The organism is Streptomyces sp. NPDC090025 (assembly GCF_044748125.1).
Classification (GTDB): domain Bacteria; phylum Actinomycetota; class Actinomycetes; order Streptomycetales; family Streptomycetaceae; genus Streptomyces.
The window spans coordinates 1-21999 of sequence record NZ_JBIVFL010000011.1 but is presented as its reverse complement, the minus strand read 5'-3'; the positions used below and the strand labels follow the sequence as shown (position 1 = coordinate 21999).

At 70.7% G+C, this 21999-nt stretch carries 19 protein-coding genes and 5 tRNA genes; 15 read left to right on the top strand and 9 right to left on the bottom strand.

The window, feature by feature from the left end; genetic code table 11:
- Positions 1-121 precede the first annotated feature (121 nt).
- Together ACIPXM_RS23700 and ACIPXM_RS23695 are read left to right on the top strand one after the other, a co-directional pair.
- Positions 122-1705 carry an acyl-CoA carboxylase subunit beta gene (locus ACIPXM_RS23700; RefSeq protein ID WP_401658559.1) on the top strand — a complete coding sequence of 528 codons (1584 nt, stop codon included), beginning with the start codon at positions 122-124 and terminating at the stop codon, positions 1703-1705.
- A gap of 15 nt (positions 1706-1720) precedes the next feature.
- A complete protein-coding gene (locus ACIPXM_RS23695) occupies positions 1721-1930 on the top strand; it encodes an acyl-CoA carboxylase subunit epsilon (protein WP_401658556.1) in 210 nt (69 codons plus the stop codon).
- A gap of 204 nt (positions 1931-2134) precedes the next feature.
- Here the strand turns inward: ACIPXM_RS23695 and ACIPXM_RS23690 are convergent, their stop codons facing one another.
- The 8 genes from ACIPXM_RS23690 to ACIPXM_RS23655 all read right to left on the bottom strand — a co-directional run bounded on the left by ACIPXM_RS23690 (position 2135) and on the right by ACIPXM_RS23655 (position 13053).
- Entirely contained in the window at positions 2135-2716 is a 582-nt protein-coding gene (locus tag ACIPXM_RS23690; RefSeq protein ID WP_014048542.1) for an ATP/GTP-binding protein, read from the bottom strand.
- Positions 2697-3245 carry a DUF742 domain-containing protein gene (locus tag ACIPXM_RS23685; protein ID WP_401658553.1) on the bottom strand — a complete coding sequence of 183 codons (549 nt, stop codon included), beginning with the start codon at positions 3243-3245 and terminating at the stop codon, positions 2697-2699. Before ACIPXM_RS23685 ends, ACIPXM_RS23690 begins: the two co-directional genes overlap by 20 nt.
- 109 nt (positions 3246-3354) lie before the next feature.
- Positions 3355-3768, bottom strand: a complete 414-nt coding sequence (locus ACIPXM_RS23680; RefSeq protein ID WP_030496939.1) for a roadblock/LC7 domain-containing protein — start codon at positions 3766-3768, stop codon at positions 3355-3357.
- Positions 3769-3778: 10 nt separating this feature from the next.
- Positions 3779-7177: a nitrate- and nitrite sensing domain-containing protein gene (locus ACIPXM_RS23675; RefSeq protein WP_401658550.1), complete on the bottom strand. Its 3399-nt coding sequence runs from the start codon at positions 7175-7177 to the stop codon at positions 3779-3781.
- Between the two features lie 385 nt (positions 7178-7562).
- Positions 7563-8150, bottom strand: a complete 588-nt coding sequence (locus tag ACIPXM_RS23670; protein WP_401658547.1) for a GTP-binding protein — start codon at positions 8148-8150, stop codon at positions 7563-7565.
- Positions 8131-8538 carry a DUF742 domain-containing protein gene (locus ACIPXM_RS23665; RefSeq protein ID WP_401658544.1) on the bottom strand — a complete coding sequence of 136 codons (408 nt, stop codon included), beginning with the start codon at positions 8536-8538 and terminating at the stop codon, positions 8131-8133. Before ACIPXM_RS23665 ends, ACIPXM_RS23670 begins: the two co-directional genes overlap by 20 nt.
- Positions 8539-8751: 213 nt before the next feature.
- Positions 8752-9165 carry a roadblock/LC7 domain-containing protein gene (locus tag ACIPXM_RS23660; RefSeq protein ID WP_265864815.1) on the bottom strand — a complete coding sequence of 138 codons (414 nt, stop codon included), beginning with the start codon at positions 9163-9165 and terminating at the stop codon, positions 8752-8754.
- Between the two features lie 9 nt (positions 9166-9174).
- Positions 9175-13053 (bottom strand): nitrate- and nitrite sensing domain-containing protein, encoded by a 3879-nt coding sequence (locus ACIPXM_RS23655; RefSeq protein WP_401658541.1) that lies wholly within the window; start codon positions 13051-13053, stop codon positions 9175-9177.
- 584 nt (positions 13054-13637) lie between these two features.
- Here ACIPXM_RS23655 and ACIPXM_RS23650 point away from each other — a divergent pair.
- The 9 genes from ACIPXM_RS23650 to ACIPXM_RS23610 all read left to right on the top strand — a co-directional run bounded on the left by ACIPXM_RS23650 (position 13638) and on the right by ACIPXM_RS23610 (position 17653).
- Positions 13638-13823 (top strand): hypothetical protein, encoded by a 186-nt coding sequence (locus ACIPXM_RS23650; protein ID WP_401658538.1) that lies wholly within the window; start codon positions 13638-13640, stop codon positions 13821-13823.
- A gap of 107 nt (positions 13824-13930) precedes the next feature.
- Positions 13931-14725 (top strand): fumarylacetoacetate hydrolase family protein, encoded by a 795-nt coding sequence (locus ACIPXM_RS23645; RefSeq protein ID WP_401658536.1) that lies wholly within the window; start codon positions 13931-13933, stop codon positions 14723-14725.
- On the top strand, positions 14718-16193 hold the full coding sequence (gene gltX / locus ACIPXM_RS23640) for a glutamate--tRNA ligase (RefSeq protein ID WP_401658533.1): 1476 nt from the start codon (positions 14718-14720) through the stop codon (positions 16191-16193). Before ACIPXM_RS23645 ends, gltX begins: the two co-directional genes overlap by 8 nt.
- A gap of 86 nt (positions 16194-16279) precedes the next feature.
- Positions 16280-17002 carry an HAD family hydrolase gene (locus ACIPXM_RS23635; protein ID WP_401658531.1) on the top strand — a complete coding sequence of 241 codons (723 nt, stop codon included), beginning with the start codon at positions 16280-16282 and terminating at the stop codon, positions 17000-17002.
- A 95-nt stretch (positions 17003-17097) separates the two neighbouring features.
- A tRNA-Gln gene (locus tag ACIPXM_RS23630) sits at positions 17098-17169 on the top strand.
- A gap of 42 nt (positions 17170-17211) precedes the next feature.
- A tRNA-Glu gene (locus tag ACIPXM_RS23625) sits at positions 17212-17284 on the top strand.
- A gap of 86 nt (positions 17285-17370) precedes the next feature.
- Positions 17371-17443 (top strand) — tRNA-Glu (locus ACIPXM_RS23620).
- A gap of 21 nt (positions 17444-17464) precedes the next feature.
- A tRNA-Gln gene (locus ACIPXM_RS23615) sits at positions 17465-17536 on the top strand.
- 44 nt (positions 17537-17580) lie between these two features.
- A tRNA-Glu gene (locus tag ACIPXM_RS23610) sits at positions 17581-17653 on the top strand.
- Positions 17654-17808: 155 nt separating this feature from the next.
- Here the strand turns inward: ACIPXM_RS23610 and ndgR are convergent.
- Positions 17809-18525 (bottom strand): IclR family transcriptional regulator NdgR, encoded by a 717-nt coding sequence (gene ndgR / locus ACIPXM_RS23605; protein WP_189981172.1) that lies wholly within the window; start codon positions 18523-18525, stop codon positions 17809-17811.
- A gap of 140 nt (positions 18526-18665) precedes the next feature.
- Here ndgR and leuC point away from each other — a divergent pair, with 140 nt between their 5' ends.
- From leuC to ACIPXM_RS23585, 4 genes are all read left to right on the top strand, one after another.
- Positions 18666-20090 (top strand): 3-isopropylmalate dehydratase large subunit, encoded by a 1425-nt coding sequence (leuC, locus tag ACIPXM_RS23600; protein ID WP_401658529.1) that lies wholly within the window; start codon positions 18666-18668, stop codon positions 20088-20090.
- Between the two features lie 6 nt (positions 20091-20096).
- Positions 20097-20690, top strand: coding sequence for a 3-isopropylmalate dehydratase small subunit (leuD, locus tag ACIPXM_RS23595; RefSeq protein ID WP_401658527.1), 594 nt, complete (start codon positions 20097-20099; stop codon positions 20688-20690).
- 104 nt (positions 20691-20794) lie between these two features.
- Positions 20795-21022, top strand: a complete 228-nt coding sequence (locus ACIPXM_RS23590) for a hypothetical protein (protein ID WP_401658524.1) — start codon at positions 20795-20797, stop codon at positions 21020-21022.
- Between the two features lie 142 nt (positions 21023-21164).
- Positions 21165-21842, top strand: coding sequence for an HU family DNA-binding protein (locus tag ACIPXM_RS23585; RefSeq protein WP_401658521.1), 678 nt, complete (start codon positions 21165-21167; stop codon positions 21840-21842).
- The last annotated feature ends 157 nt before the right edge of the window (positions 21843-21999 follow it).

Below are 21999 nucleotides of genomic sequence, written 5' to 3'. Positions count from 1 at the left end.
TCTGGCTGTTGACTCGGACGGGTGGGGCCGGTCTTTCTGTCGTGCCCCACCAGGATTCGGCGCAGGAGACTGTACGGAGTGGACGGCGGGGTTTTCTTGTCCGAGTTCGTAGGGTCGGTACATGACCGTTGTGGACCAGATCTCGAGCGAGCCCGCTGACGCCCGTGGCCGCGTGGCCGAGCTGCACGAACTGCGTGAGCAGGCCAGGCGCGGCCCGAGCGAGCGCGCCACCGAGGCGCAGCACGCCAAGGGCAAGCTGACCGCGCGCGAGCGGATCGAGCTGCTGGTCGACCCCGGTTCCTTCAACGAGGTCGAGCAGCTGCGGCGGCACCGCGCCACCGGCTTCGGCCTGGAGGCGAAGAAGCCCTACACCGACGGTGTCATCACCGGCTGGGGCACCGTCGACGGCCGCACGGTCTTCGTCTACGCCCACGACTTCCGGATCTTCGGCGGCGCCCTCGGCGAGGCCCACGCCACCAAGATCCACAAGATCATGGACATGGCCATCGCGGCCGGTGCCCCGCTGGTCTCCCTGAACGACGGCGCGGGCGCCCGTATCCAGGAGGGCGTCTCCGCCCTCGCCGGTTACGGCGGCATCTTCCAGCGCAACACCCGCGCCTCCGGCGTCATCCCGCAGATCAGCGTGATGCTCGGCCCGTGCGCGGGCGGCGCGGCCTACTCGCCGGCCCTCACCGACTTCGTCTTCATGGTCCGCGAGACCTCGCAGATGTTCATCACGGGACCGGACGTCGTCAAGGCGGTCACCGGCGAGGAGATCACCCAGAACGGCCTCGGCGGCGCCGATGTGCACGCCGAGACCTCCGGCGTCGCGCACTTCGCGTACGACGACGAGGAGACCTGCATCGCCGAGGTCCGCTACCTCCTGTCGATGCTCCCGCAGAACAACCGCGAGAACCCGCCGGTCGTCGCCTCCGAGGACCCGGCCGACCGCCGCTCCGACGTGCTGCTCGACCTGGTGCCCGCCGACGGCAACCGCCCGTACGACATGCACAAGGTCATCGAGGAGCTCGTCGACGACGGCGACTACCTGGAGATCCACGAGCGCTGGGCCCGCAACATCATCTGCGCCCTGGCCCGGCTCGACGGCCAGGTCGTCGGCATCGTCGCCAACCAGCCGCAGTCCCTCGCCGGTGTCCTCGACATCGAGGCCAGCGAGAAGGCCGCCCGCTTCGTGCAGATGTGCGACGCCTTCAACATCCCGATCATCACCCTTCTGGACGTACCCGGCTTCCTGCCGGGCGTCGACCAGGAGCACGGTGGAATCATCCGCCACGGCGCGAAGCTGCTCTACGCGTACTGCAACGCGACCGTGCCCCGGATCTCGCTGATCCTGCGCAAGGCGTACGGCGGCGCCTACATCGTCATGGACTCCCAGTCCATCGGCGCCGACCTGACGTACGCCTGGCCCACCAACGAAATCGCGGTGATGGGTGCCGAAGGCGCCGCCAACGTCATCTTCCGCAAGCAGATCGCGGAGGCCGAGGACCCCGAGGCCATGCGGGTGCGCATGGTCAAGGAGTACAAGGCCGAGCTCATGCACCCGTACTACGCCGCGGAGCGCGGCCTGGTCGACGACGTCATCGACCCGGTGGAGACCCGTGAGGTGCTCGCGCGGTCCCTGGCCATGCTCCGCACCAAGCACGCCGACCTGCCGTCCCGCAAGCACGGCAACCCGCCTCAGTAAGAGGAGCCCGTAGAAGTGACCACCCCTGCCACCGCCAATCTGCTCCGAGTCGAGAAGGGCAACGCCGAGCCGGAGGAGCTGGCCGCGATCACCGCGGTCCTGCTCGCCCGCGCCGCCGCCCAGCCCGCCGAGGAGACCCACACCCACCACCGCGCCCGTTCCACGGCCGGCTGGCGCCGCCTGGAGCGCGAGAACGGCTTCCGCGCCCCGCACAGCTGGCGCTGACCGCCCCGCGCGCACCCGCAGCACCGCACCACCACGCTCCACCCCGCACCACCGCACCACCCGAAAGGCCCCGCTCTCCGCAGGAGCGGGGCCTTTCCGCGTGCCCGCCGTCCCCAGGCAGGCCGAAGGCCCCGTACCGCCGGAGAACCGGTGGTACGGGGCCTTCGCCGACCGGCGGCCGCAACGGCCGTCCGCCCGTCGGGACTACCGCAGGCGGGCCATCAGGGCGTGCTCGACGAGGGTGATGAGCGCGCTCTTGGCGTCCGCGCGGTGGCGGGCGTCGGTGGTGAGGATCGGGGTGTCGGGGCCGATCTGCAGCGCCTCGCGGACCTCGTCGGGGGTGTACGGCTGGTGGCCGTCGAACCCGTTGAGCGCGATGACGAAGGGCAGGCCCGAGTTCTCGAAGTAGTCGACCGCGGGGAAGCAGTCGGCGAGGCGCCGGGTGTCGACCAGGACCACGGCGCCGATGGCGCCGCGTACCAGGTCGTCCCACATGAACCAGAAACGGTCCTGCCCGGGGGTGCCGAACAGGTACAGGATCAGGTCCTGGTCCAGGGTGATGCGGCCGAAGTCCATGGCGACGGTCGTCGTCGTCTTGTCGCCGGTGTGCGTGAGGTCGTCGATACCCGCGGAGGCGGACGTCATCACGGCTTCGGTACGCAGCGGGTTGATCTCCGAGACGGCGCCCACGAACGTGGTCTTGCCCACGCCGAAGCCGCCCGCCACCACGATCTTCGCGCTGGTGGTTGAACGGGCCGCACCGCCGCTAGAGCTTGCGAAGTCCACTGAGCACCCTTTCGAGCAGTGTCACGTCTGGCTGACCGCCGGCGGCCTCGTCGCCGCCCGGCTGGTGAATGGCGACGAGTCCGGCCTCGGCCAGGTCGGCCACGAGGATCCGGGCTACGCCGAGGGGGATGGAGAGAAGTGCCGAGATCTCCGCGACCGACTTGATCTCGAAGCACAGCCGGCAGATCCGCTGGTGCTCGGGCAACTGCCCCTGCAGCCGGGACGGATCGGCCGTCGTGCTCACCAGCGCCTCGATGGCGAGCTGGTAGCGCGGCCGGGTACGGCCGCCGGTCATCGCGTAGGGACGCACCAGCGGGTTGCTGCCGCCGTATCCGCCACCGCCCTGCGGGGGGCCGGACGGGGCGGACCGCTGGGCCTGCGGCTGCTGCGGCTGCTGCTGATAGGGCTGCGCCATGCCCTGTCTGCTCGGCGCGGAGGGAAAGTTGAAGCGGTTCTGCGTGGTGTCGCCGAGCGGCGTACCGTGCGCGTCGAAACCGTTGTAAGGGCTCGCGCCCGGGGGTGTGCCCACGTCTCCTCCTCCGACTGCCTCGCGGCCCCATGTCCCTTGGAACCGCGCCACCGCACCCTACGGTGCGGTGGCGAGAAACGCACTGTCTGTCTGTTGGTTGAGCGGTCTTCTAGTTGAGAAGGCTGCCCTGGAGCTCCGCCCGCAGGTCGGGAGTGAGGACACTGCCCGCGCGATCGACGAGCAGCGCCATCTCGTAACCCACCAGACCGATGTCCGACTCGGGGTGCGCGAGCACGGCCAGCGAGGAGCCGTCCGAGACCGACATGATGAAGAGGAAGCCGCGCTCCATCTCCACCACGGTCTGGTTGACCGCACCGCCCTCGAAGATCCGGGACGCGCCCGCGGTCAGCGAGGTCAGTCCGGAGGCGACGGCCGCCAGCTGGTCGGCGCGGTCCCGGGGGAACCCCTCGGACATCGCCAGCAGGAGTCCGTCGGCGGAGACCACCACCGTGTGGGACACCCCGGGGGTGTTGTCCACAAAGTTGGTGATCAACCAGTTCAGATTCTGCGCCGCCTGGCTCATCGGGCTCACACTAACGCTCCTGGTTGTAGGTACTACCCGGGCCGAGGCCCGATCCGTTCGTGTCCGTCCCCGCGTTGCGTCCCTGCTGGACACCGCGGCGCAGGTTGCTCAGCCTGCCCCGGACGTCCTCCGGTGCGCGGGAGACCTGGGGGCCGCCCTGCGGGGTGTGCTCCGCGGCGCCCTCGACCAGGTTGGCCTTGGGGATGCGTCGCGGCAGGCCGGAGGGGGTGACCCCGCCCGCCTTCGGGTCGCGCAGCCGCTCGGCCCGCGTCCAGCGCTCGTCGTTGGCCGAGCGCCAGTCCTCGGGCCCTTCGGCGTCGGTGCCGCCGCCCGGTGCCGCGGGTTCGGCCGACGGCGCGGGCTGCTCCGCGCGCGGGGCCTGCGGCGCCTGCGGGGCGGTGCTGCCGCGGCGCGGCAGACCGGCGTCGGTCAGCGCGTGGCCGGCGTCCGGGGTGGGCTCCGGCGTGGTGTCCGGCATGGCGTCCGGACGGTCGAAGCCTACGCGCTCGCCGCCCTGTTCGGGAGCGGCACCGAAGGATTCCGCATCCGTTCCCGGAAGCTGCCCGTAACCGTCGCCGTAGCCGGTCTGCTGCGGCCAGTCCGCCTGGTGGGACGGGGTGCCGTAGCCGTTGTCGTACGTCTGCTGGTCGTTCGCTCCACCGTTGTACGGGGCTTCCGCATACGCCTGGTCCTGGTAGGACTCCTGCGCCTGGGGGTACCCCTCGTACACCGGCGCGGACGGCTGCTGCTGCCCCTGCCCGGGGATGGTGACCGGGAAGCCGTAGGCGTCCTGGCCGCCGTGCTGCGCGTAATCCTGGCTGAAATCCTGACCGAATTCCGGTGCGTACGGCTGCTGCTGGTACTCGCCGGGGTAGCCCGCCGGGCCCGCCGGGTAGTCCTGCCGCGGCTGTTCCTGCTGCGCCGGCTCCGGCTGCGGGAGCTGCTGGATCATCGGCGCCTGCTGCACCGGCTGCACCTGCGGGAACTTCTGGGTCTGCTCGGCCTGGTGTGCCTGGTGCGACTGCTGCGCCGGGGCGATCTCGTCCTGGAACAGCGGCCGTTCGCCGCCGTCCTTCACCTGCGCCTCCAGGGCCGCCCGGCGCTCCTCGCGGATCAGCGAGCGGTTCACCGGGTCGAGCTGGTGGCCCTCGGCCGGCTCCTCGTAGCGGGAGTCGTCGAAGCCGAGCTCGGCCGCGGTGCGCATCGGCTGCTGGTACGGCTCGAAGGCCGACTGCTGCTGCTCCGGGATCATCTGGGAGACGGTGAAGTCGCCCGGCAGCGGCGCCTCGCCGCCACCACCGTGGGTGATCGCGTCCGGCAGCATGACCAGCGAGGTGGTGCCCGCCTGCTCGCCCGAGGGGCGCAGCTGGACCCGGATGCCGTGCCGGTCGGACAGCCGGCCGACCACGAACAGGCCCATCCGCTGCGAGACGGCGGCGTCCACCGTCGGCGGGTTGGCCAGCTTGTGGTTGATGTCCGCGAAGTCCTCGGCGGTCAGGCCGATGCCCTTGTCGTGGATCTCGACCATCACGCGGCCGTCGGGCAGCCGGGTCGCGGTGACCCGGACCTTGGTCTGCGGGGAGGAGAACGTGGTGGCGTTCTCCAGGAGCTCGGCGAGCAGGTGCACGAGGTCGGTCACGGCCTGGCCGTGGATGTCGGCCTCCGGCACGCCCGCGATGTCGACGCGCTCGTACTGCTCCACCTCGGAGGCGGCGGCGCGCATCACGTCGACCAGCGGGACCGGCTGGTCCCAGCGGCGGCCCGGCTCCTCACCGGCGAGGACCAGCAGGTTCTCGCCGTTGCGGCGCATACGGGTGGCCAGGTGGTCCAGCTTGAAGAGGTTCTCCAGCTGGTCCGGGTCGGCCTCGTTGTTCTCCAGGTCGGTGATGAGGGTCAGCTGGCCCTCGATCAGCGACTGGTTGCGGCGCGACAGGTTGGTGAAGATCGCGTTGATGTTGCCGCGGAGCAGCGCCTGCTCGGCGGCGAGCCGGACGGCCTCGCGGTGCACCTGGTCGAAGGCACGGGCGACCTCGCCGATCTCGTCGGTGGAGTCGATCGGGATGGGCTGCACCCGGGTGTCGACCCGGCCGGGCTCGGTCCTGGACAGCTGGTCGACCAGCATCGGCAGGCGCTGCTCGGCGATGCCGAAGGCGGCGGTGCGCAGCTCGCGCATCGAGCGGCTCATCTGGCGGGCCATGAGACCGGCCAGGATGAAGGCGGCGAGCAGGGCGATGACGACGATGCCGCCGCTGACCCAGGCGTCGGTCTGGGCGTCCGCGGAGATGTCGGCGGCCTCGGTGACCGTCTTGTCGACGAGCTCCTTCTCGACCTCGGTGTAGCCGTCGAACTTGCCGGTGGCGACGGCCATCCAGGTGTCGGGGGTGATGCCCTGCGACTTCAGCGCGGCGATGCCGTCGGCGTCCTTGGCGCCGCCGATGGCCTGCGCCACGCCCGCGTAGACGGAGGCGTCCTTGCCGCCGCCCTTGGGGAGTTCGATGCCGAGCGCGGACAGCTTCTTGGAGCCCTCCGCGGCCTTCCCGGCCATCACCTTCTGGAGGCGCTCCACATCGGCCTCGGTACCACCGGACTGGTACTCGCCGAGAGCGATCTGCTCCAGGTAGTTGTACGAGTTGAAGGCGACCGACTGCTGGGCGAAGACCTCGTCCTTCTGGCTGGGCCGGACGAGCAGCTGGGTGCCGATGGAGCGCTGCAGCGAGGTCGCGGCCTTGGCCAGCTGGAGGGCGTAGACGGTACGGCCGTAGCTGGTGACGTTGCCGGTGCCCAGACCGAGTTCGTTGGAGAACTCCATCAGGTAGTGCTGGACCTCGGTGTAGCCGGTCTGGGTGCTCACCGGGTCCTGGGACCGGGTGTAGGCGATCTTGCGCAGTTCCTGCAGGCGGGGCTCGGCGTCGCGGAAGAGGCCGAGGCGGCGCTCCAGGCCCTGGCCGGACGGCAGGCTGCGGACGGCCTCGTCGAACTTGACCTTGGCGGCGTCGGTGGCGGCGTAGATCGAGGTGACCTCGTCGCTCTCGCGGTCCGCCGGGGTCTTCGCGCTGAGCAGCGGGGCGGCGGTGAGGTCGCGCTCGTTGAGCAGGGCCTGGCCGTAGTCCGAGGCGGCGCGCACGATGAGCGCCGTCTTCTCGGCGTCCTGCGCCTCCTGCCAGGTGTCGATGGCGCCCTTGACCTGGAAGCCGCCCATGACGAGTCCGACGAGCACGGGTATGAGGAGGATCGCGTTCAGCCGGGTGGGCACCCGCCAGTTGCGCGGGGACAGCTTGCTGGAGCTGCCCGGGCGGCTGGGTGCCACCGGCGCCACGGGCTCGTCCGCGGGCGACATCGCCGCGCGCGACGGCGGCGTGAAGTTGCCCCGCGTCTGCTGCTCCGCGGAGCTTTCCTTGCTTCGCCTCACTCGACCAACAACCTCTCGGCGCCGGCACCTACGTTGTGCCGGGTGTTTCGTTCAGGGCCGTACTACTCGGGAGTTCATGAATTGCAGCACGTGAAGGGGGTCCCTTCCAAACAGTGCGGAGCAGCCGGTTTTTGCGGATCGCGCCAGAGATAAAACGGGCATAAAGAGCGAGCCCCGCCAAAAGGCGGGGCTCAGGTGAGCGCAGCGGCATCGATCGGATGCGTCGGGTGTCCGGCGGCCGTCAATTCTCTGTCGAAATGTTATGAACCGGCGCAACGCCCGGGTCCGATGGCGGGAAGCCGCGAGGGCGGCCGTGTCGAAAGACACAGACCGCCCCCAAAACCTCTACGACAACTGACGTATATCGACGTCTCCTTGCGGTGTACTACTTCAACCGCGCCATGAGGGCGTGCTCGACGAGGGTGATGAGCGCGCTCTTGGCGTCCGCGCGGTGCCGCGCGTCGGTCGTGATGATCGGCGTGTCCGGGCCGATCTGCAGCGCCTCGCGCACCTCGTCCGGGGTGTAGGGCTGCTGCCCGTCGAACCCGTTGAGCGCGATCACGAAAGGCAGGCCCGAGTTCTCGAAGTAGTCCACCGCGGGGAAGCAGTCGGCCAGCCGACGGGTGTCCACGAGCACCACCGCGCCGATGGCACCGCGCACGAGGTCGTCCCACATGAACCAGAAACGGTCCTGCCCCGGCGTACCGAACAGGTACAGGATCAGGTCCTGGTCCAGGGTGATCCGGCCGAAGTCCATCGCCACCGTGGTGGTCGTCTTGCCACCGGTGTGGGTCAGGTCGTCGATGCCCGCCGACGCGGCCGTCATCACGGCCTCCGTCCGCAGCGGGTTGATCTCGGAGACGGCGCCCACGAACGTGGTCTTGCCCACGCCGAAACCGCCCGCCACCACGATCTTCGCGCTGGTGGTGGAGCGAGCCGCGGACGCGGAACCGCTAGAGCTTGCGAAGTCCACTGAGCACCCTTTCGAGCAGTGTCACGTCCGGCGTGCCGCCGGCCTCTCCGTTGCCCGGCTGGTGGATGGCCACCATGCCCGCCTCGGCCAGGTCGGCCACGAGGATGCGGGCGACGCCGAGCGGCATCGACAGGAGCGCCGAGACCTCGGCGACCGACTTCACCTCGCGGCACAGGTGGCAGATCCGCTGGTGCTCCGGAAGCAGGGTGGCCAGGTGCGCCGGGTCGGCCGTGGTGCTGACCAGCGCCTCGATGGCGAGCTGGTAGCGCGGCCGGGTCCGGCCGCCGGTCATCGCGTAAGGACGTACCAGCGGCTGGTCGCCCTCACTTCCGTAGCCGTCGTCTATCGACGCGCCGTACGGATCGTGAGAGGCGGGGGGCGGGGTCATGAATCCTCCGGGCGTGACAGCAGAACCTTCTGCCGTCTGGTGGGGCCGGTGGGGGGCCGTTGGTGGCGGCCGGACGGTGATCGGGTCCGAGGCGGTGCGGAGGGGCGCACCGCCCGGGCATGTCGGTAGCGGGTTCGGACACTCGGACACTCGGGTACGAGCGGACACTCGGGTACGAGCGGACTTCAAGGGCCTGGTGGGCCCGTGGCGCGGTCAGCGCAGCAGGCTGCCCTGGAGCTCGGCCCGCAGGTCCGGGGTGAGGACACTGCCCGCACGGTCCACCAGCAGCGCCATCTCGTAGCCCACGAGGCCGATGTCGCACTCGGGGTGGGCGAGCACCGCCATGGAGGATCCGTCCGAGACGGACATGATGAAGAGGAAGCCGCGCTCCATCTCCACCACGGTCTGGGCCACCGGGCCGCCCTCGAAGATCCGGGACGCGCCCGCCGTCAGCGACGTCAGCCCGGAGGCCACCGCCGCCAGCTGGTCGGCCCGGTCCCGGGGGAACCCCTCGGACATGGCAAGGAGCAGACCGTCGGCGGAGACCACCACCGTGTGGGACACCCCGGGGGTGTTGTCCACAAAGTTGGTGATCAACCAGTTCAGATTCTGCGCCGCCTGGCTCATCGCGCTCAACTAACGCTCCTGCTGCTGGGTCGGACCGAGATTGAAGGAACCCGTGGTGGAGTTGCCCGCCTGACGGCCCTGCTGGATACCGCGGCGCAGATTCGTGAGCCGGCCGCGGACGTCGTCGGGTGCGCGGGACACCTGGGGGCCGGCCGAACCGGCCTGCTCCTGGGCGGTCCCGGGCACGAGGTTGGCCCGCGGCACCCGCCGCGGGAGCCCGGAGGTGGTGACCCCGCCGGCGGCGGGCTTGCGCACCCGCTCGGCCTGGCGCACCAGCTCGTCGTTGGGCGAGGTGCGCCAGTTGGCCTGGCCGCCCGGGCCTGCCGCGGGCGCGGCGGCCTGCGGCACCACCGGGGTCTGCGTGGTGCGCTCGGCCTCGGGCACCGCCGGCGCCTGCGCGCTCTGCGCCGGAGCCGGGTGCTGCGCCAGACGCTGCTCGTACGGCTGCGGCTGCGGGGCCTGCTGCGGCTGCTGGACCTGCGGGGGCTGCTGCGGCGCGTAGCCGTCGTGGCCCTGGCCGCTCTGGCCGCCCTGCCCGACGTGCCCGCCGTACGGCTGCCCGCCCTGACCCTGGCCCTGCGCCGGAACCGGACCGGGCTGACCGCCCTGGCCCTGCTCCTGGCGGAACCAGTTGGTCTCCAGGGTGTCGTACAGCGGGGTGCGCCCGTCACCGGAGTGCCCGGCCGGGGGCAGCGCCTCCGGCTGACGCGACTGCGGGAGCTGCGGCGCCTGCGGCTCCTGGCCGCGCTGGCGCGGCGCCGGGGCCTGCGGGGCCTGCTGCGCCGGGGCCTGCGCCTGCGGCACGAACGGCTGGTGGCCGTACGGCTGCGGCGCCTGCGCCTGCTGCGGCAGCGGCGCGTTGAAGTCAGGGCGCGGGAACTGCGCGGTGGACGCCGGGTCCTGGCCGCCGCCCTGGTACCCCTGCGGGGCCATCGGCTGCGGCTGCTGCGGCGCCGGGGCGCCGAAGTCGGGGCGCGCGAACTGGCCGGTCGAGCCGGGCCCGTCGAGCGGCTCCTCGTGACCGCGCGGCGCGTCCAGCGGCGTCATGTCCTGCTGCGGACGGCGCACCGGCTGCCGCGCCGGCTCGTTGTTGCCCCAGCTGGTCGCCTGCGGACGCGGCTGCCCCTGCGGAGCGCCGCCGGGCAGCTCGGCGCGCGGGAAGCCGTTCTGCGCCAGGTGCTGCTGCTCCTGACCGGACCCGTCCTGCGCCTGCTGCGGCTGCGGCACCTGCGGCTGGGGAGCCTGCGGGGCCTGCGGGGCGCGCGGGCCCTGGCCGCTCTGGCCGCCCCACACGTCGGTACGGGACGGGATGGCGCTCTGCGCGCCGCCCGGGAAACCACCGGGCGCGCCGGCGCCGAACCCCGGGCGCTGCTGCTGGTCCTGGGGGACCGGCGGCAGCTGCGCGGTCCCCGGGCCCTGCTGCTGCGCCTGCGCCGGGGCGGGCGCGGGCGAGCCCGAGGGGGAGCGCTCGGCGAAGAAGTTCTGGCCGCCGCCCTGGCCGCCCTGACCGTGCTGGCCCGAGCCGGAGCCGTCGCGGGACGGCAGCGCCGTACGGGCCGCTCCGGCGCCGATCCGGCCGCCGGGCGCGTTCGGGGCACCGCCGGGACGGCCGCCCGGGGCGCCGGGAGTGCCGGGACCCGCGGTGAGCCGGCCGCCCGGGGCGCCCTGGCCCTGCGGGACGGCGCCCTGGCCGCCGGTGCCGGGCTTCGGCGCGGGCTTCTTGCCGCCCTGGGCGACGTCGACCGGGAGCATGACGAGCGCGGTGGTGCCGCCCGAGTCGGACGGGCGCAGCTGGATCCGGATGCCGTGCCGCAGGGACAGCCGGCCGACCACGAACAGACCCATCCGGCGGGACACCGAGACGTCCACGGTGGGCGGCGAGGCGAGCCGCTCGTTGATCGCGGCCAGGTCCTCGGGGGACAGGCCGATGCCGGTGTCGTGGATCTCGACCAGCACCCGGCCGTCGGGCAGGGCGTGACCGGTGACCCGGACCTTGGTCTGCGGGGAGGAGAACGAGGTGGCGTTCTCAAGCAGCTCGGCGAGCAGGTGGACGAGGTCGTTGACGACGCGTCCGGCGACCTCGGTCGCCGGGACCGCGGCCAGTTCGATGCGCTCGTACTGCTCCACCTCGGAGGCGGCGGCGCGGAGCACGTCGACCAGCGGGACCGGCCGGGTCCACCGGCGGCCCGGCTCCTCACCGGCGAGGACGAGGAGGTTCTCACCGTTACGGCGCATACGCGTCGCGAGGTGGTCGAGCTTGAACAGCGAGGACAGCTGGTCCGGGTCGGCCTCGCGGGACTCCAGCTCGGAGATGAGCGAGAGCTGACGCTGGATGAGGCCCTGCGAACGGCGCGAGAGGTTGGTGAACATCGCGTTGACGTTGCCCCGGAGGAGGGCCTGCTCGGCGGCGAGCCGGACCGCCTCGCGGTGCACGTCGTCGAAGGCCGCGGCCACCTGGCCGATCTCGTCCCGGGAGTGCACACCGACGGACTCGACGGAGGTGTCGACGTCCTGCGGGTCGGACTCGGAGAGCTGCTTGACCAGCTCGGGCAGGCGTTCCTGGGCGACCTTGGTGGCGGTGTCCTGGAGCCGGCGCAGCGACCGGATCATGGACCGGGCCACCACGAAGGCGCCGACCAGCGAGACGCCGAGGACGAGGAGGATCAGCGCACCGTTGATGATGGCGTCGCGCTGCGACTCCTGGCGCAGCTCACGGGCCTTGGTCTCCATCTCACCGAGGAGGGTGGCCTCGATGGTGTTCATGGCCCGGATCTTGGTGCCGTACTCGTCGGTGAAGTTGAGGTGACCGCGCTTCACGTCGGGCAGACCGCGGTCCGACTTCAGCATCCGCTGCGCGTAGTTGTCCGCGGCCTCGATCGACGGGTTGCCGTTGGTCAGCGAGGCGGTGAGCTCCTCGGCGTCGCCGCCGGTCGACTCGTAGATCGCCTTGAAGGACTTGAGCTCGACGGCCTCACTGGTGAGCGCGGCGTCGCCGTACAGGCGGTCACCGAGCTGGAGGGCGCCGGGGCGGCTGTCGTTGGGCGGCAGCGCGGAGGCGATGATCGCCTGCTGGATGGAGGCGTACTCCTTGGCGGACGAGAACGCGGCGAGCGCGCGGGTCCGCTTGATCATCTCCGGGTTGCTGGTGGCCTGCGCCATGTCCTGGGACAGGCTGAGCAGCGAGCGGATCAGCCGGCTGTACGCCTCGACCGTCACCGAGTGCGCGATGTTCTTCTCGTACGCGGTGGAGCGGATCGAACCGAGCTGGCTGACCTGCGAGGCGATCTGGCTGACGTTCTGCCGGATGCTGCGCAGCGACTCGTCGTCCTCGGTCGCCGGGATGTCGCCGGTGGCTTCCAGGAACGCCTTGTAGGCGCGGTCGGTGTCCTTGCGCGGCTTGGACACCTGGTAGTCGTTCGAGGTCTTGCCGTTGGCGAGCGGACCGGCCGACAGGTCACGCTCGGCCTGCAGCATCTCCGCGAAGTTGGTGGCCTCCTTGGTCAGCTTGGTGAGCAGCTGCATGTGATCCAGCTGTTCCATGTCCCGGAGGGACTCGCTGATACGGATGCCGCCGAGGCTGGTGGCCGCGACCACGGGAAGGGTCAGCAGGGCGACCAGTCGGGTCGAGATGCGCCAGTTGCGCAGGGCTATTCGGGGCCCGACCTGGCCGTCGCCGGCCAGCTTCGGGAGCGGGGCGTGCTCGGCGGCCGCGTCCGCGGCGGTGCCGCGGGCGGCGCTGTCGGAGTCGCCCTTCCCCTGGTTCGGGGGCTGCGGGGCGGGGGAACCGTGCTGGGTCCCGGCACGCGGCTCCTGCTCCGCCGAGGCTTCTCCTCGGCCCTTGCGGGCCTGGGAAGAGCCCGTGCCATCCCTCTTGAAACGTCCCTGCACTAGCGTCGCAACCTCTGGACCAGGCGTCCTTCCGGGTGAACGGAGAGGACGGTGTCGGCGTCGTGGGGCACATGGTGCGCCCCAGTGTTGGTCGTCGGTGACCGGCGCAGATCCCCCATACCCCGCCACTCGGCCGGCGCTGCGTTGCGCCCCCTGCACACCGGCCTGAAACCCGCGGCGGTGCGTGGAATTCCAGCACAGTGGCGGATCTCCAACAAGAGCCGTCCGGCGCGCCCCCAGGGGCATGACAACCTGTGCACAGGCTGTCACCCGATGTAGAAGATGATCACGGAGGAATCGGGCGTTTCTCCGCGAACCGACGAGGGGGTGGGGGTGTCCCAGTCGCGATGATCAGCAGCGGAATGGCGCATTCAGTGGAGGAATGTCCGTTTCGTTTCCCTCGAACGGCGGTGCGTAATGCCCGGAATGTGCCACAGGTGGTGAGCAAACTCACACGTAGTTCGTTGAGTCCGCCATGCATTCGAAGGGAATTGCATGTTTAGCCTGACGCTTTACAGAATGGGCTGCCCGTACAGCGCGCCCCCGGGTGCGCTCCCCACCGCAGACAAGGGTCCGACACCGCGATGAACACGACCGTACTCCGCACCACGGCCAACCCCCGCCGCGCCACCCTCGCCCACCTCGAGGACGCCGAGCAGCTCGGCCGCGGCGCCCAGCCCGAGTACGCCGCCACCCTCCCGGGCGTCACCGCCAACCCGCGCCGCACCATCCTGATGGTCGCCCCCGCCCCGTACCGCCCGCTCGACTGAGGCGCCGCACGGCCGGACGGCCGGACGGGGCGCCGGTCGTCACCCCCTGCCGCGTTAGCCTGGAGCGTCCGACTCCAGCCAGTAACAAGTGAGGGGCGACAGCACGCGTGCGCATCGCCAGATTCTCCATCGACGGGAACGTCGCCTTCGGCGCGGTCGAGGGTGAGGGGACCGTCGAGTCCGGCGGCCTCGTCCTCGACATCATCAAGGGCATCCCGTACACCGACTTCGAGCTCAGCGGCACCAAGGTCCCGCTGAGCAAGGTGCGGCTGCTGCCGCCGGTGCTCCCCAACAAGGTCGTGGCCGTCGGCCGCAACTACGCGGAGCACGCGAAGGAGCTGGGCAACGAGGTCCCCGAGGCCCCGGTCGTCTTCTTCAAGCCGACCACCTCCGTGATCGGCCCCGGCGACGCCATCGAGTACCCCTCCTTCTCCGAGGACCTGCACCACGAGGCCGAACTGGCCGTCGTCATCGGCCGGCTGTGCCGCGAGGTGCCCCGCGAGCGCGTCCAGGACGTGATCTTCGGCTACACCTGCGCCAACGACGTCACCGCGCGCGACGTCCAGAAGCGCGAGCTCCAGTGGGCCCGCGCCAAGGGCTTCGACACCTCGTGCCCGCTCGGCCCCTGGGTGGAGACCGGACTGACCCCGGCCGCCGCCGGTGACCTGACCGTCCAGGCCACCGTCAACGGCGAACAGCGCCAGCTCGGCCGGACGAGCGACATGATCCGCTCCATCGAGGACCTGGTCGTCCACATCTCCGAGGCCATGACGCTGCTCCCCGGCGACGTCATCCTCACCGGCACCCCCGCCGGGGTCGGCCCCCTCACCGTCGGCGACGAGGTCGCCGTCACCATCGAAGGCATCGGCACTCTCACCAACAGGGTGATCAAGCGTGGCTAACGCGAACATCCGCGTCCGTTTCTGTCCGTCCCCGACCGGCAACCCCCACGTGGGCCTGGTCCGCACCGCCCTCTTCAACTGGGCCTTCGCCCGGCACAACGAGGGCACCATGGTGTTCCGCATCGAGGACACCGACGCGGCCCGCGACTCCGAGGAGTCGTACCAGCAGCTGCTCGACTCGCTGCGCTGGCTCGGTCTCGACTGGGACGAGGGCCCCGAGGTCGGCGGCCCGCACGCGCCCTACCGGCAGTCCCAGCGGATGGACATCTACCGGGACGTCGCCGAGAAGCTGCTCGCCGGCGGTCACGCGTACCACTGCTACTGCACCGCCACCGAGCTGGACGAGCGCCGCGAGGCCGCCCGCGCCGCCGGCCGCCCCTCCGGCTACGACGGCCACTGCCGCGACCTGAGCGCCGAGCAGACCGCCGCCTACCAGGCCGAGGGCCGCGAGGCGATCGTCCGCTTCCGGATGCCGGACGAGGCCATCACCTTCACCGACCTGGTCCGCGGCGAACTCACCTTCACCCCGGAGAACGTCCCGGACTACGGCATCGTGCGCGCCAACGGCGCCCCGCTGTACACCCTGGTCAACCCGGTCGACGACGCCCTGATGGAGATCACCCACGTCCTGCGCGGCGAGGACCTGCTCTCCTCCACCCCGCGCCAGATCGCGCTCTACAAGGCGCTGATCGAGCTGGGCGTCGCCAAGGACATCCCCGCCTTCGGCCACCTGCCGTACGTGATGGGCGAGGGCAACAAGAAGCTCTCCAAGCGCGACCCGCAGGCTTCGCTCAACCTCTACCGCGAGCGCGGCTTCCTGCCCGAGGGGCTGCTCAACTACCTCTCGCTGCTCGGCTGGTCCTTCTCCGCCGACCAGGACCTCTTCACCATCCCCGAGATGGTGGCGAAGTTCGACATCGCGGACGTCAACGCCAACCCGGCCCGCTTCGACCTCAAGAAGGCCGAGTCCATCAACGCGGACCACATCCGCATGCTGGACCCGAAGGCGTTCGCCGACGCCTGCGAGCCCTGGCTGAACGCCCCGCACGCCCCCTGGGCGCCGGCGGACTTCGACCGCGCCGCCTGGGAGGCCATCGCGCCGTACGCCCAGACCCGGCTCACCGTCCTGTCGGACATCACCGCCAACGTCGACTTCCTGTTCCTGCCGGAGCCGGTCCTCGACCAGCCCTCCTGGGACAAGGCGATGAAGGGCGAGCCCGCGGCCCTGCTCACCACGGCCCGCGAGAAGCTCGTGGCCGCCGACTGGAGCGACCCGGAGTCCCTGAAGAACGCCGTCCTGGCCGCGGGCGAGGCCCACGGCCTCAAGCTCGGCAAGGCCCAGGCCCCGGTCCGCGTCGCCGTCACCGGCCGCACGGTCGGCCTGCCGCTCTTCGAGTCGCTGCAGATCCTCGGCCAGGACCGCACCCTGGCCCGGATCGACGCCGCCCTGGCGAAGCTCGCCGCCTGACCCCGTACGGCCCCGGGCCCCAGGCCCCGCCGGCGGATGCCGGAAAGTACCCCCGTCCCGCCCCGGGACGGGGGTACCGTCGTTCCATGGCCATCCGCGCGGTGCTGTGGGACGTCGACGACACGATCTTCGACTACGGCACGGCCGACCGCGCCGGGATGCGCGCCCACCTGGCGGTCGAGGGCCTGCTCGGGCGGTACGGCTCCGTCGAGGACGCCCTGGACCACTGGAAGGCCCTCACCGAGCTGCACTGGCGGCGCTACGAGGCCACCGGGGGCGACTGGCAGGAGCAGCGCAGGGCCAGGGTCCGCGACTTCCTCGGCAGCCCCGCCCTGCCCGACGCGGACACCGACGCCTGGCTCGAGCGCTACCGGCGCCACTACGAGGCCGCCTCCGCGCTCTTCCCCGACACCGTCCCGGTGCTCGACCTGCTGGCCGGTGACTACCGTCACGCGATCCTGTCCAACGCCAGCCTGCTCGTCCAGGAGCCCAAGCTGCGCGTCCTCGGCGTCCGGGACCGCTTCGAGGCCGTGGTCTGCGCCGTGGAGCTGGGCGTCGCCAAGCCCGCGGCCGCCGCCTTCCACGCCGCCTGCGCCGCCCTGGGGCTGCCGCCCGAGGAGGTCGCGTACGTGGGGGACCACCCCGACATCGACGCCCGCGGCGCCACCGACGCCGGCCTCACCGGCATCTGGCTGGACCGCCAGGGGACCGGCGGCAGACCCGAACTGACCCGCATCACCGACCTCCACCAGCTGCCCGGAGTGCTCGCCGGGGATACCGGTTTTGGAGCGCAGGACACCTTCAGGTAATGTTCTTCCTGCGCCGAGGGGAGCGGGCCGAAAGGCCGGAAAGCCCCGAAAGCGCAAGCCGAGCAAGATCCTTCCCCGGAAGGATGGTGCCCCGGTGGCCTATGGTGTAATTGGCAGCACGACTGATTCTGGTTCAGTTAGTCTTGGTTCGAGTCCAGGTAGGCCAGCTCGCAGAGCTCATCTGCAACCGTGGAGATCAGATCCACAAAGCCCCCGTTGTGTAGCGGCCTAGCACGCTGCCCTCTCAAGGCAGTAGCGCCGGTTCGAATCCGGTCGGGGGTACAGATCCACCTTGTGGGACCACTTGGGTAGCTCCCGGTGCTCCTTCGAGACATCCATCCGGCATCCGTCGGATGGGGATCGCTAGGGCCCCCGTTGTGTAGCGGCCTAGCACGCCGCCCTCTCAAGGCGGTAGCGCCGGTTCGAATCCGGTCGGGGGTACGAACTGGTCTACACCACCAGTGGCCTATGGTGTAATTGGCAGCACGACTGATTCTGGTTCAGTTAGTCTTGGTTCGAGTCCAGGTAGGCCAGCGCAGAAAAACATCGGGTGACTCCGGTCGCTCGATCACAGACTTGCCCCCGTTGTGTAGCGGCCTAGCACGCCGCCCTCTCAAGGCGGTAGCGCCGGTTCGAATCCGGTCGGGGGTACGTGAGAAGAAGCCCTTCCCTTCGGGGGAGGGCTTCTTCGTCGTGTCCTGGCCGACCCATCGGGACGTGTGACGGTGCACACAACTCCGGCCCACCGCTGCGGCGTTGAAGCGGTGGGCCGGATCGATCTCGTACGGGAGAGGGGCGGGGAGCGGTCAGCCGTTGCGGCGCAGCGCCTCGGAGAGCCGGGCGGCGGCGTCGATGACCGCCTGGGCGTGCATCCGGCCCGGGTGGCGGGTCAGCCGCTCGATCGGCCCGGAGACCGACACGGCGGCCACCACGCGGTTCGACGGGCCCCTGACGGGCGCCGAGACGGACGCGACGCCCGGCTCGCGCTCACCGATCGACTGGGCCCAGCCGCGGCGCCGTACGCCCGACAGGGCGGTCGCCGTGAAGCGCGCGCCCTGCAGACCGCGGTGCAGCCGCTCGGGCTCCTCCCAGGCCATCAGGATCTGCGCGGACGAACCGGCCTTCATGGTGAGCGTGGAACCGACCGGGACGGTGTCCCGCAGGCCGGAGAGCCGCTCGGCCGCCGCCACACAGATGCGCATGTCGCCCTGGCGCCGGTAGAGCTGGGCGCTCTCGCCGGTCACGTCGCGCAGATGCGTCAGCACCGGCCCGGCGGTCGCGAGCAGGCGGTCCTCGCCGGCCGCGGCCGCGAGCTCCGCGAGCCGCGGGCCGAGGATGAACCGGCCCTGCATGTCGCGGGCCACCATCCGGTGGTGTTCCAGTGCCACGGCCAGTCGGTGGGCCGTGGGTCGTGCGAGTCCCGTGGCCGCGACCAGTCCTGCGAGGGTGGCCGGACCGGACTCCAGGGCGCCCAGGACAAGGGCTGCCTTGTCGAGAACGCCTACGCCGCTAGAGTTGTCCATGCAACGATATTCGCGTCTCACTCTGTGAAACGCAAGTTCAATTTTCCGAGGAACTTGTCACTCTGGTGGAGCGGCCGCACGACGGCACGCGAACTGGGTCTCTAGGTGTGCCGGTGCAACCGCCGGCCGGAGGGAAAGCGATGGGTAGGACACTCGCGGAGAAGGTCTGGGACGACCATGTCGTCCGGCGCGCCGAGGGCGAGCCCGACCTCCTCTTCATCGATCTGCACCTGCTGCACGAGGTGACCAGCCCGCAGGCGTTCGACGGGCTCCGGCAGAACGGCCGGCAGGTGCGGCGCCTCGACCTCACCATCGCCACCGAGGACCACAACACCCCCACCCTCGACATCGACAAGCCGATCGCCGACCCGGTCTCCCGCGCCCAGTTGGAGACCCTGCGCAAGAACTGCGCCGAGTTCGGCGTCCGGCTGCACCCGCTCGGCGACGTCGAGCAGGGCGTCGTCCACGTGGTGGGACCGCAGCTGGGACTGACCCAGCCGGGCACCACCGTGGTCTGCGGCGACTCGCACACCTCCACCCACGGCGCCTTCGGCGCGCTGGCCTTCGGCATCGGCACCAGCCAGGTCGAGCACGTGCTCGCCACCCAGACGCTGCCGATGGCCCGCCCCAGGACGATGGCCATCACCGTCGACGGGGAGCTGCCCGCCGACGTCACCGCCAAGGACCTGATCCTGGCGATCATCGCGAAGATCGGCACCGGCGGCGGCCAGGGCTACGTCCTGGAGTACCGCGGCTCCGCCATCGAGAAACTCTCGATGGAAGCCCGGATGACCATCTGCAACATGTCCATCGAGGCCGGCGCCCGGGCGGGCATGATCGCCCCCGACGAGACCACCTTCGCCTACCTGAAGGGCCGCGCCCACGCCCCCGAGGGCGCGGACTGGGACGCCGCCGTCGCCTACTGGCAGACCCTGCGGACCGACGAGGACGCCGTCTTCGACGCCGAGGTCGTCATCGACGCCGCCGCCCTCGCCCCGTTCGTCACCTGGGGCACCAACCCGGGCCAGGGCGCCCCGCTTTCGGCGAACGTCCCCGACCCGGCTTCGTACGAAGACGCATCGGAGCGCTTCGCCGCCGAAAAGGCCCTGGAGTACATGGGGTTGACCGCCGGACAGCCGCTGCGCGACATCAAGGTCGACACCGTCTTCGTAGGTTCCTGCACCAACGGCCGCATCGAGGACCTGCGCAACGCCGCCGCCCTCCTGGACGGCCGCAAGGTCGCCGACGGCGTCCGCATGCTGGTCGTCCCCGGCTCGGTCCGGGTCGCCCTGCAGGCCGTCGAGGAGGGCCTGGACAAGGTCTTCAAGGAGGCCGGCGCCGAATGGCGGCACGCGGGCTGCTCGATGTGCCTGGGCATGAACCCCGACCAACTCGCGCCCGGTGAGCGCTCCGCGTCCACCTCCAACCGCAACTTCGAGGGCCGGCAGGGCAAGGGCGGCCGCACCCACCTGGTCTCGCCCCAGGTCGCCGCCGCCACCGCCGTCCTGGGCCATCTGGCCTCCCCGGCCGATCTGTCCGACGTCGCCACCACCGCGGGGGTCTGAGGAACCATGGAAGCTTTCACCACGCACACCGGCCGGGCCGTCCCGCTGCGCCGCAGCAACGTCGACACCGACCAGATCATCCCCGCCCACTGGCTGAAGAAGGTCACCCGGGACGGCTTCGAGGACGGCCTGTTCGAGGCATGGCGCAAGGACGCCGAGTTCGTCCTGAACCGCCCCGAGCGGCAGGGCGCCACGGTGCTGGTCGCGGGCCCCGACTTCGGCACCGGCTCGTCCCGCGAGCACGCCGTCTGGGCGCTGCAGAACTACGGCTTCAAGACCGTGATCTCGTCCCGCTTCGCCGACATCTTCCGCGGCAACTCGCTGAAGAACGGCCTGCTCACCGTGGTGCTGCCGCAGGCCACCGTGGACGCCCTGTGGGAGCTGACCGAGGCCGACCCGGCCGTCGAGGTCACCGTGGACCTGCGGACCCGCAAGGTCCTCGCCCCCGGGATCGACGCCGACTTCGAGCTCGACGAGAACGCCCGCTGGCGGCTCCTGAACGGCCTGGACGACATCAGCCTCACCCTTCAGAACGAAGCGGACATCGCCGCCTACGAGGCCGCCCGACCGGCCTACAAGCCGCGTACAATTGCCGTCTGAGCAGCGCTTTTCCACGACTGCGCCCCCCACCCTCCGGTGGGGGGCGCAGTCGCTTGTTGAGACCCCGTCGGGCGACAACTCGCCCTAGATGGCACAATCGGTGCATGGAACGCGACAACCAACTCGAGCTCTACGAGGTCGTCGCCGCCCGATTGAAGGAAGCGCACACCAGAGTGCGCTCACTGCAAGTCCCGGAGGGCGTAAGGATGGCGCTGTCCCGGAAGCTGCTGGTCGTCACGGCCGCGGCGAAGCACGATCTCGCGGACGCGGCAACGCGTCTGGACCGGTTGATGAAGGACCTCGACGAGGGCCGATTCCCTGAAGACGACTGACGCCCGGAACTCCGCAACGGACTTCTGCGTTGCGGCACTAGGGTGATTAGCCCGTTTCGTGTTTGATTTGCGGTATATACATGCCTAACGTGCGAAAAAGCTTGAACACTTTCGTTCTGGCAAAGTCTCCGAAGGGGAAGACGTGAACAAGGCGCAGCTCGTAGAAGCGATTGCCGACAAGTTGGGCGGTCGCCAGCAGGCCGCCGAAGCCGTCGACCACGTGCTCGACGCCATCGTGCGCGCCGTGGTCTCCGGCGACCGGGTCTCGGTCACCGGTTTCGGGTCGTTCGAGAAGGTCGACCGCCCGGCCCGCTACGCCCGCAACCCGCAGACGGGTGAGCGCGTGCGGGTCAAGAAGACCTCCGTCCCGCGCTTCCGCGCCGGGCAGGGCTTCAAGGACCTGGTCAGCGGCTCGAAGAAGCTCCCCAAGGGTGGCGAGGTCGCGGTCAAGAAGGCGCCCAAGGGCAGCCTGACCGGCGGCGCCGCGTCCGCGACGGTGAAGAAGGCGGCGGCCAAGAAGGCCACCACCGCCAAGAAGGCCGCCGCGAAGAAGGCGACCCCGGCCAAGAAGACCGTGGCGAAGAAGACCACCGCCGCGGCCAAGAAGGCCACCACCGCCAAGAAGGCGTCCGCCGCCACCAAGAAGACCACCGCGGCGGCGAAGAAGACCACCACGGCCGCCAAGAAGACCACGGCCGCGGCCAAGAAGACCGTCGCCAAGAAGACCGCGCCGGCGAAGAAGGCCACCGCGAAGAAGGCGCCCGCCAAGAAGACGACGGCGCGCAAGACCACCGCGAAGAAGACCGCCGCCAAGAAGTAACCACGGCTGGTGCTCACACGCCGGGCCGGGCTCCCCCAGGGGGAGCCCGGCCCGCGGCGCGTCCTAGGTTCTGTCGTCAAATGTCACGCCCACATCAGGAGTGATGCGAGGGTGACGGCTGCTTCGTAGGACTGTGCGGTCTTGTCGTAGCGGGTGG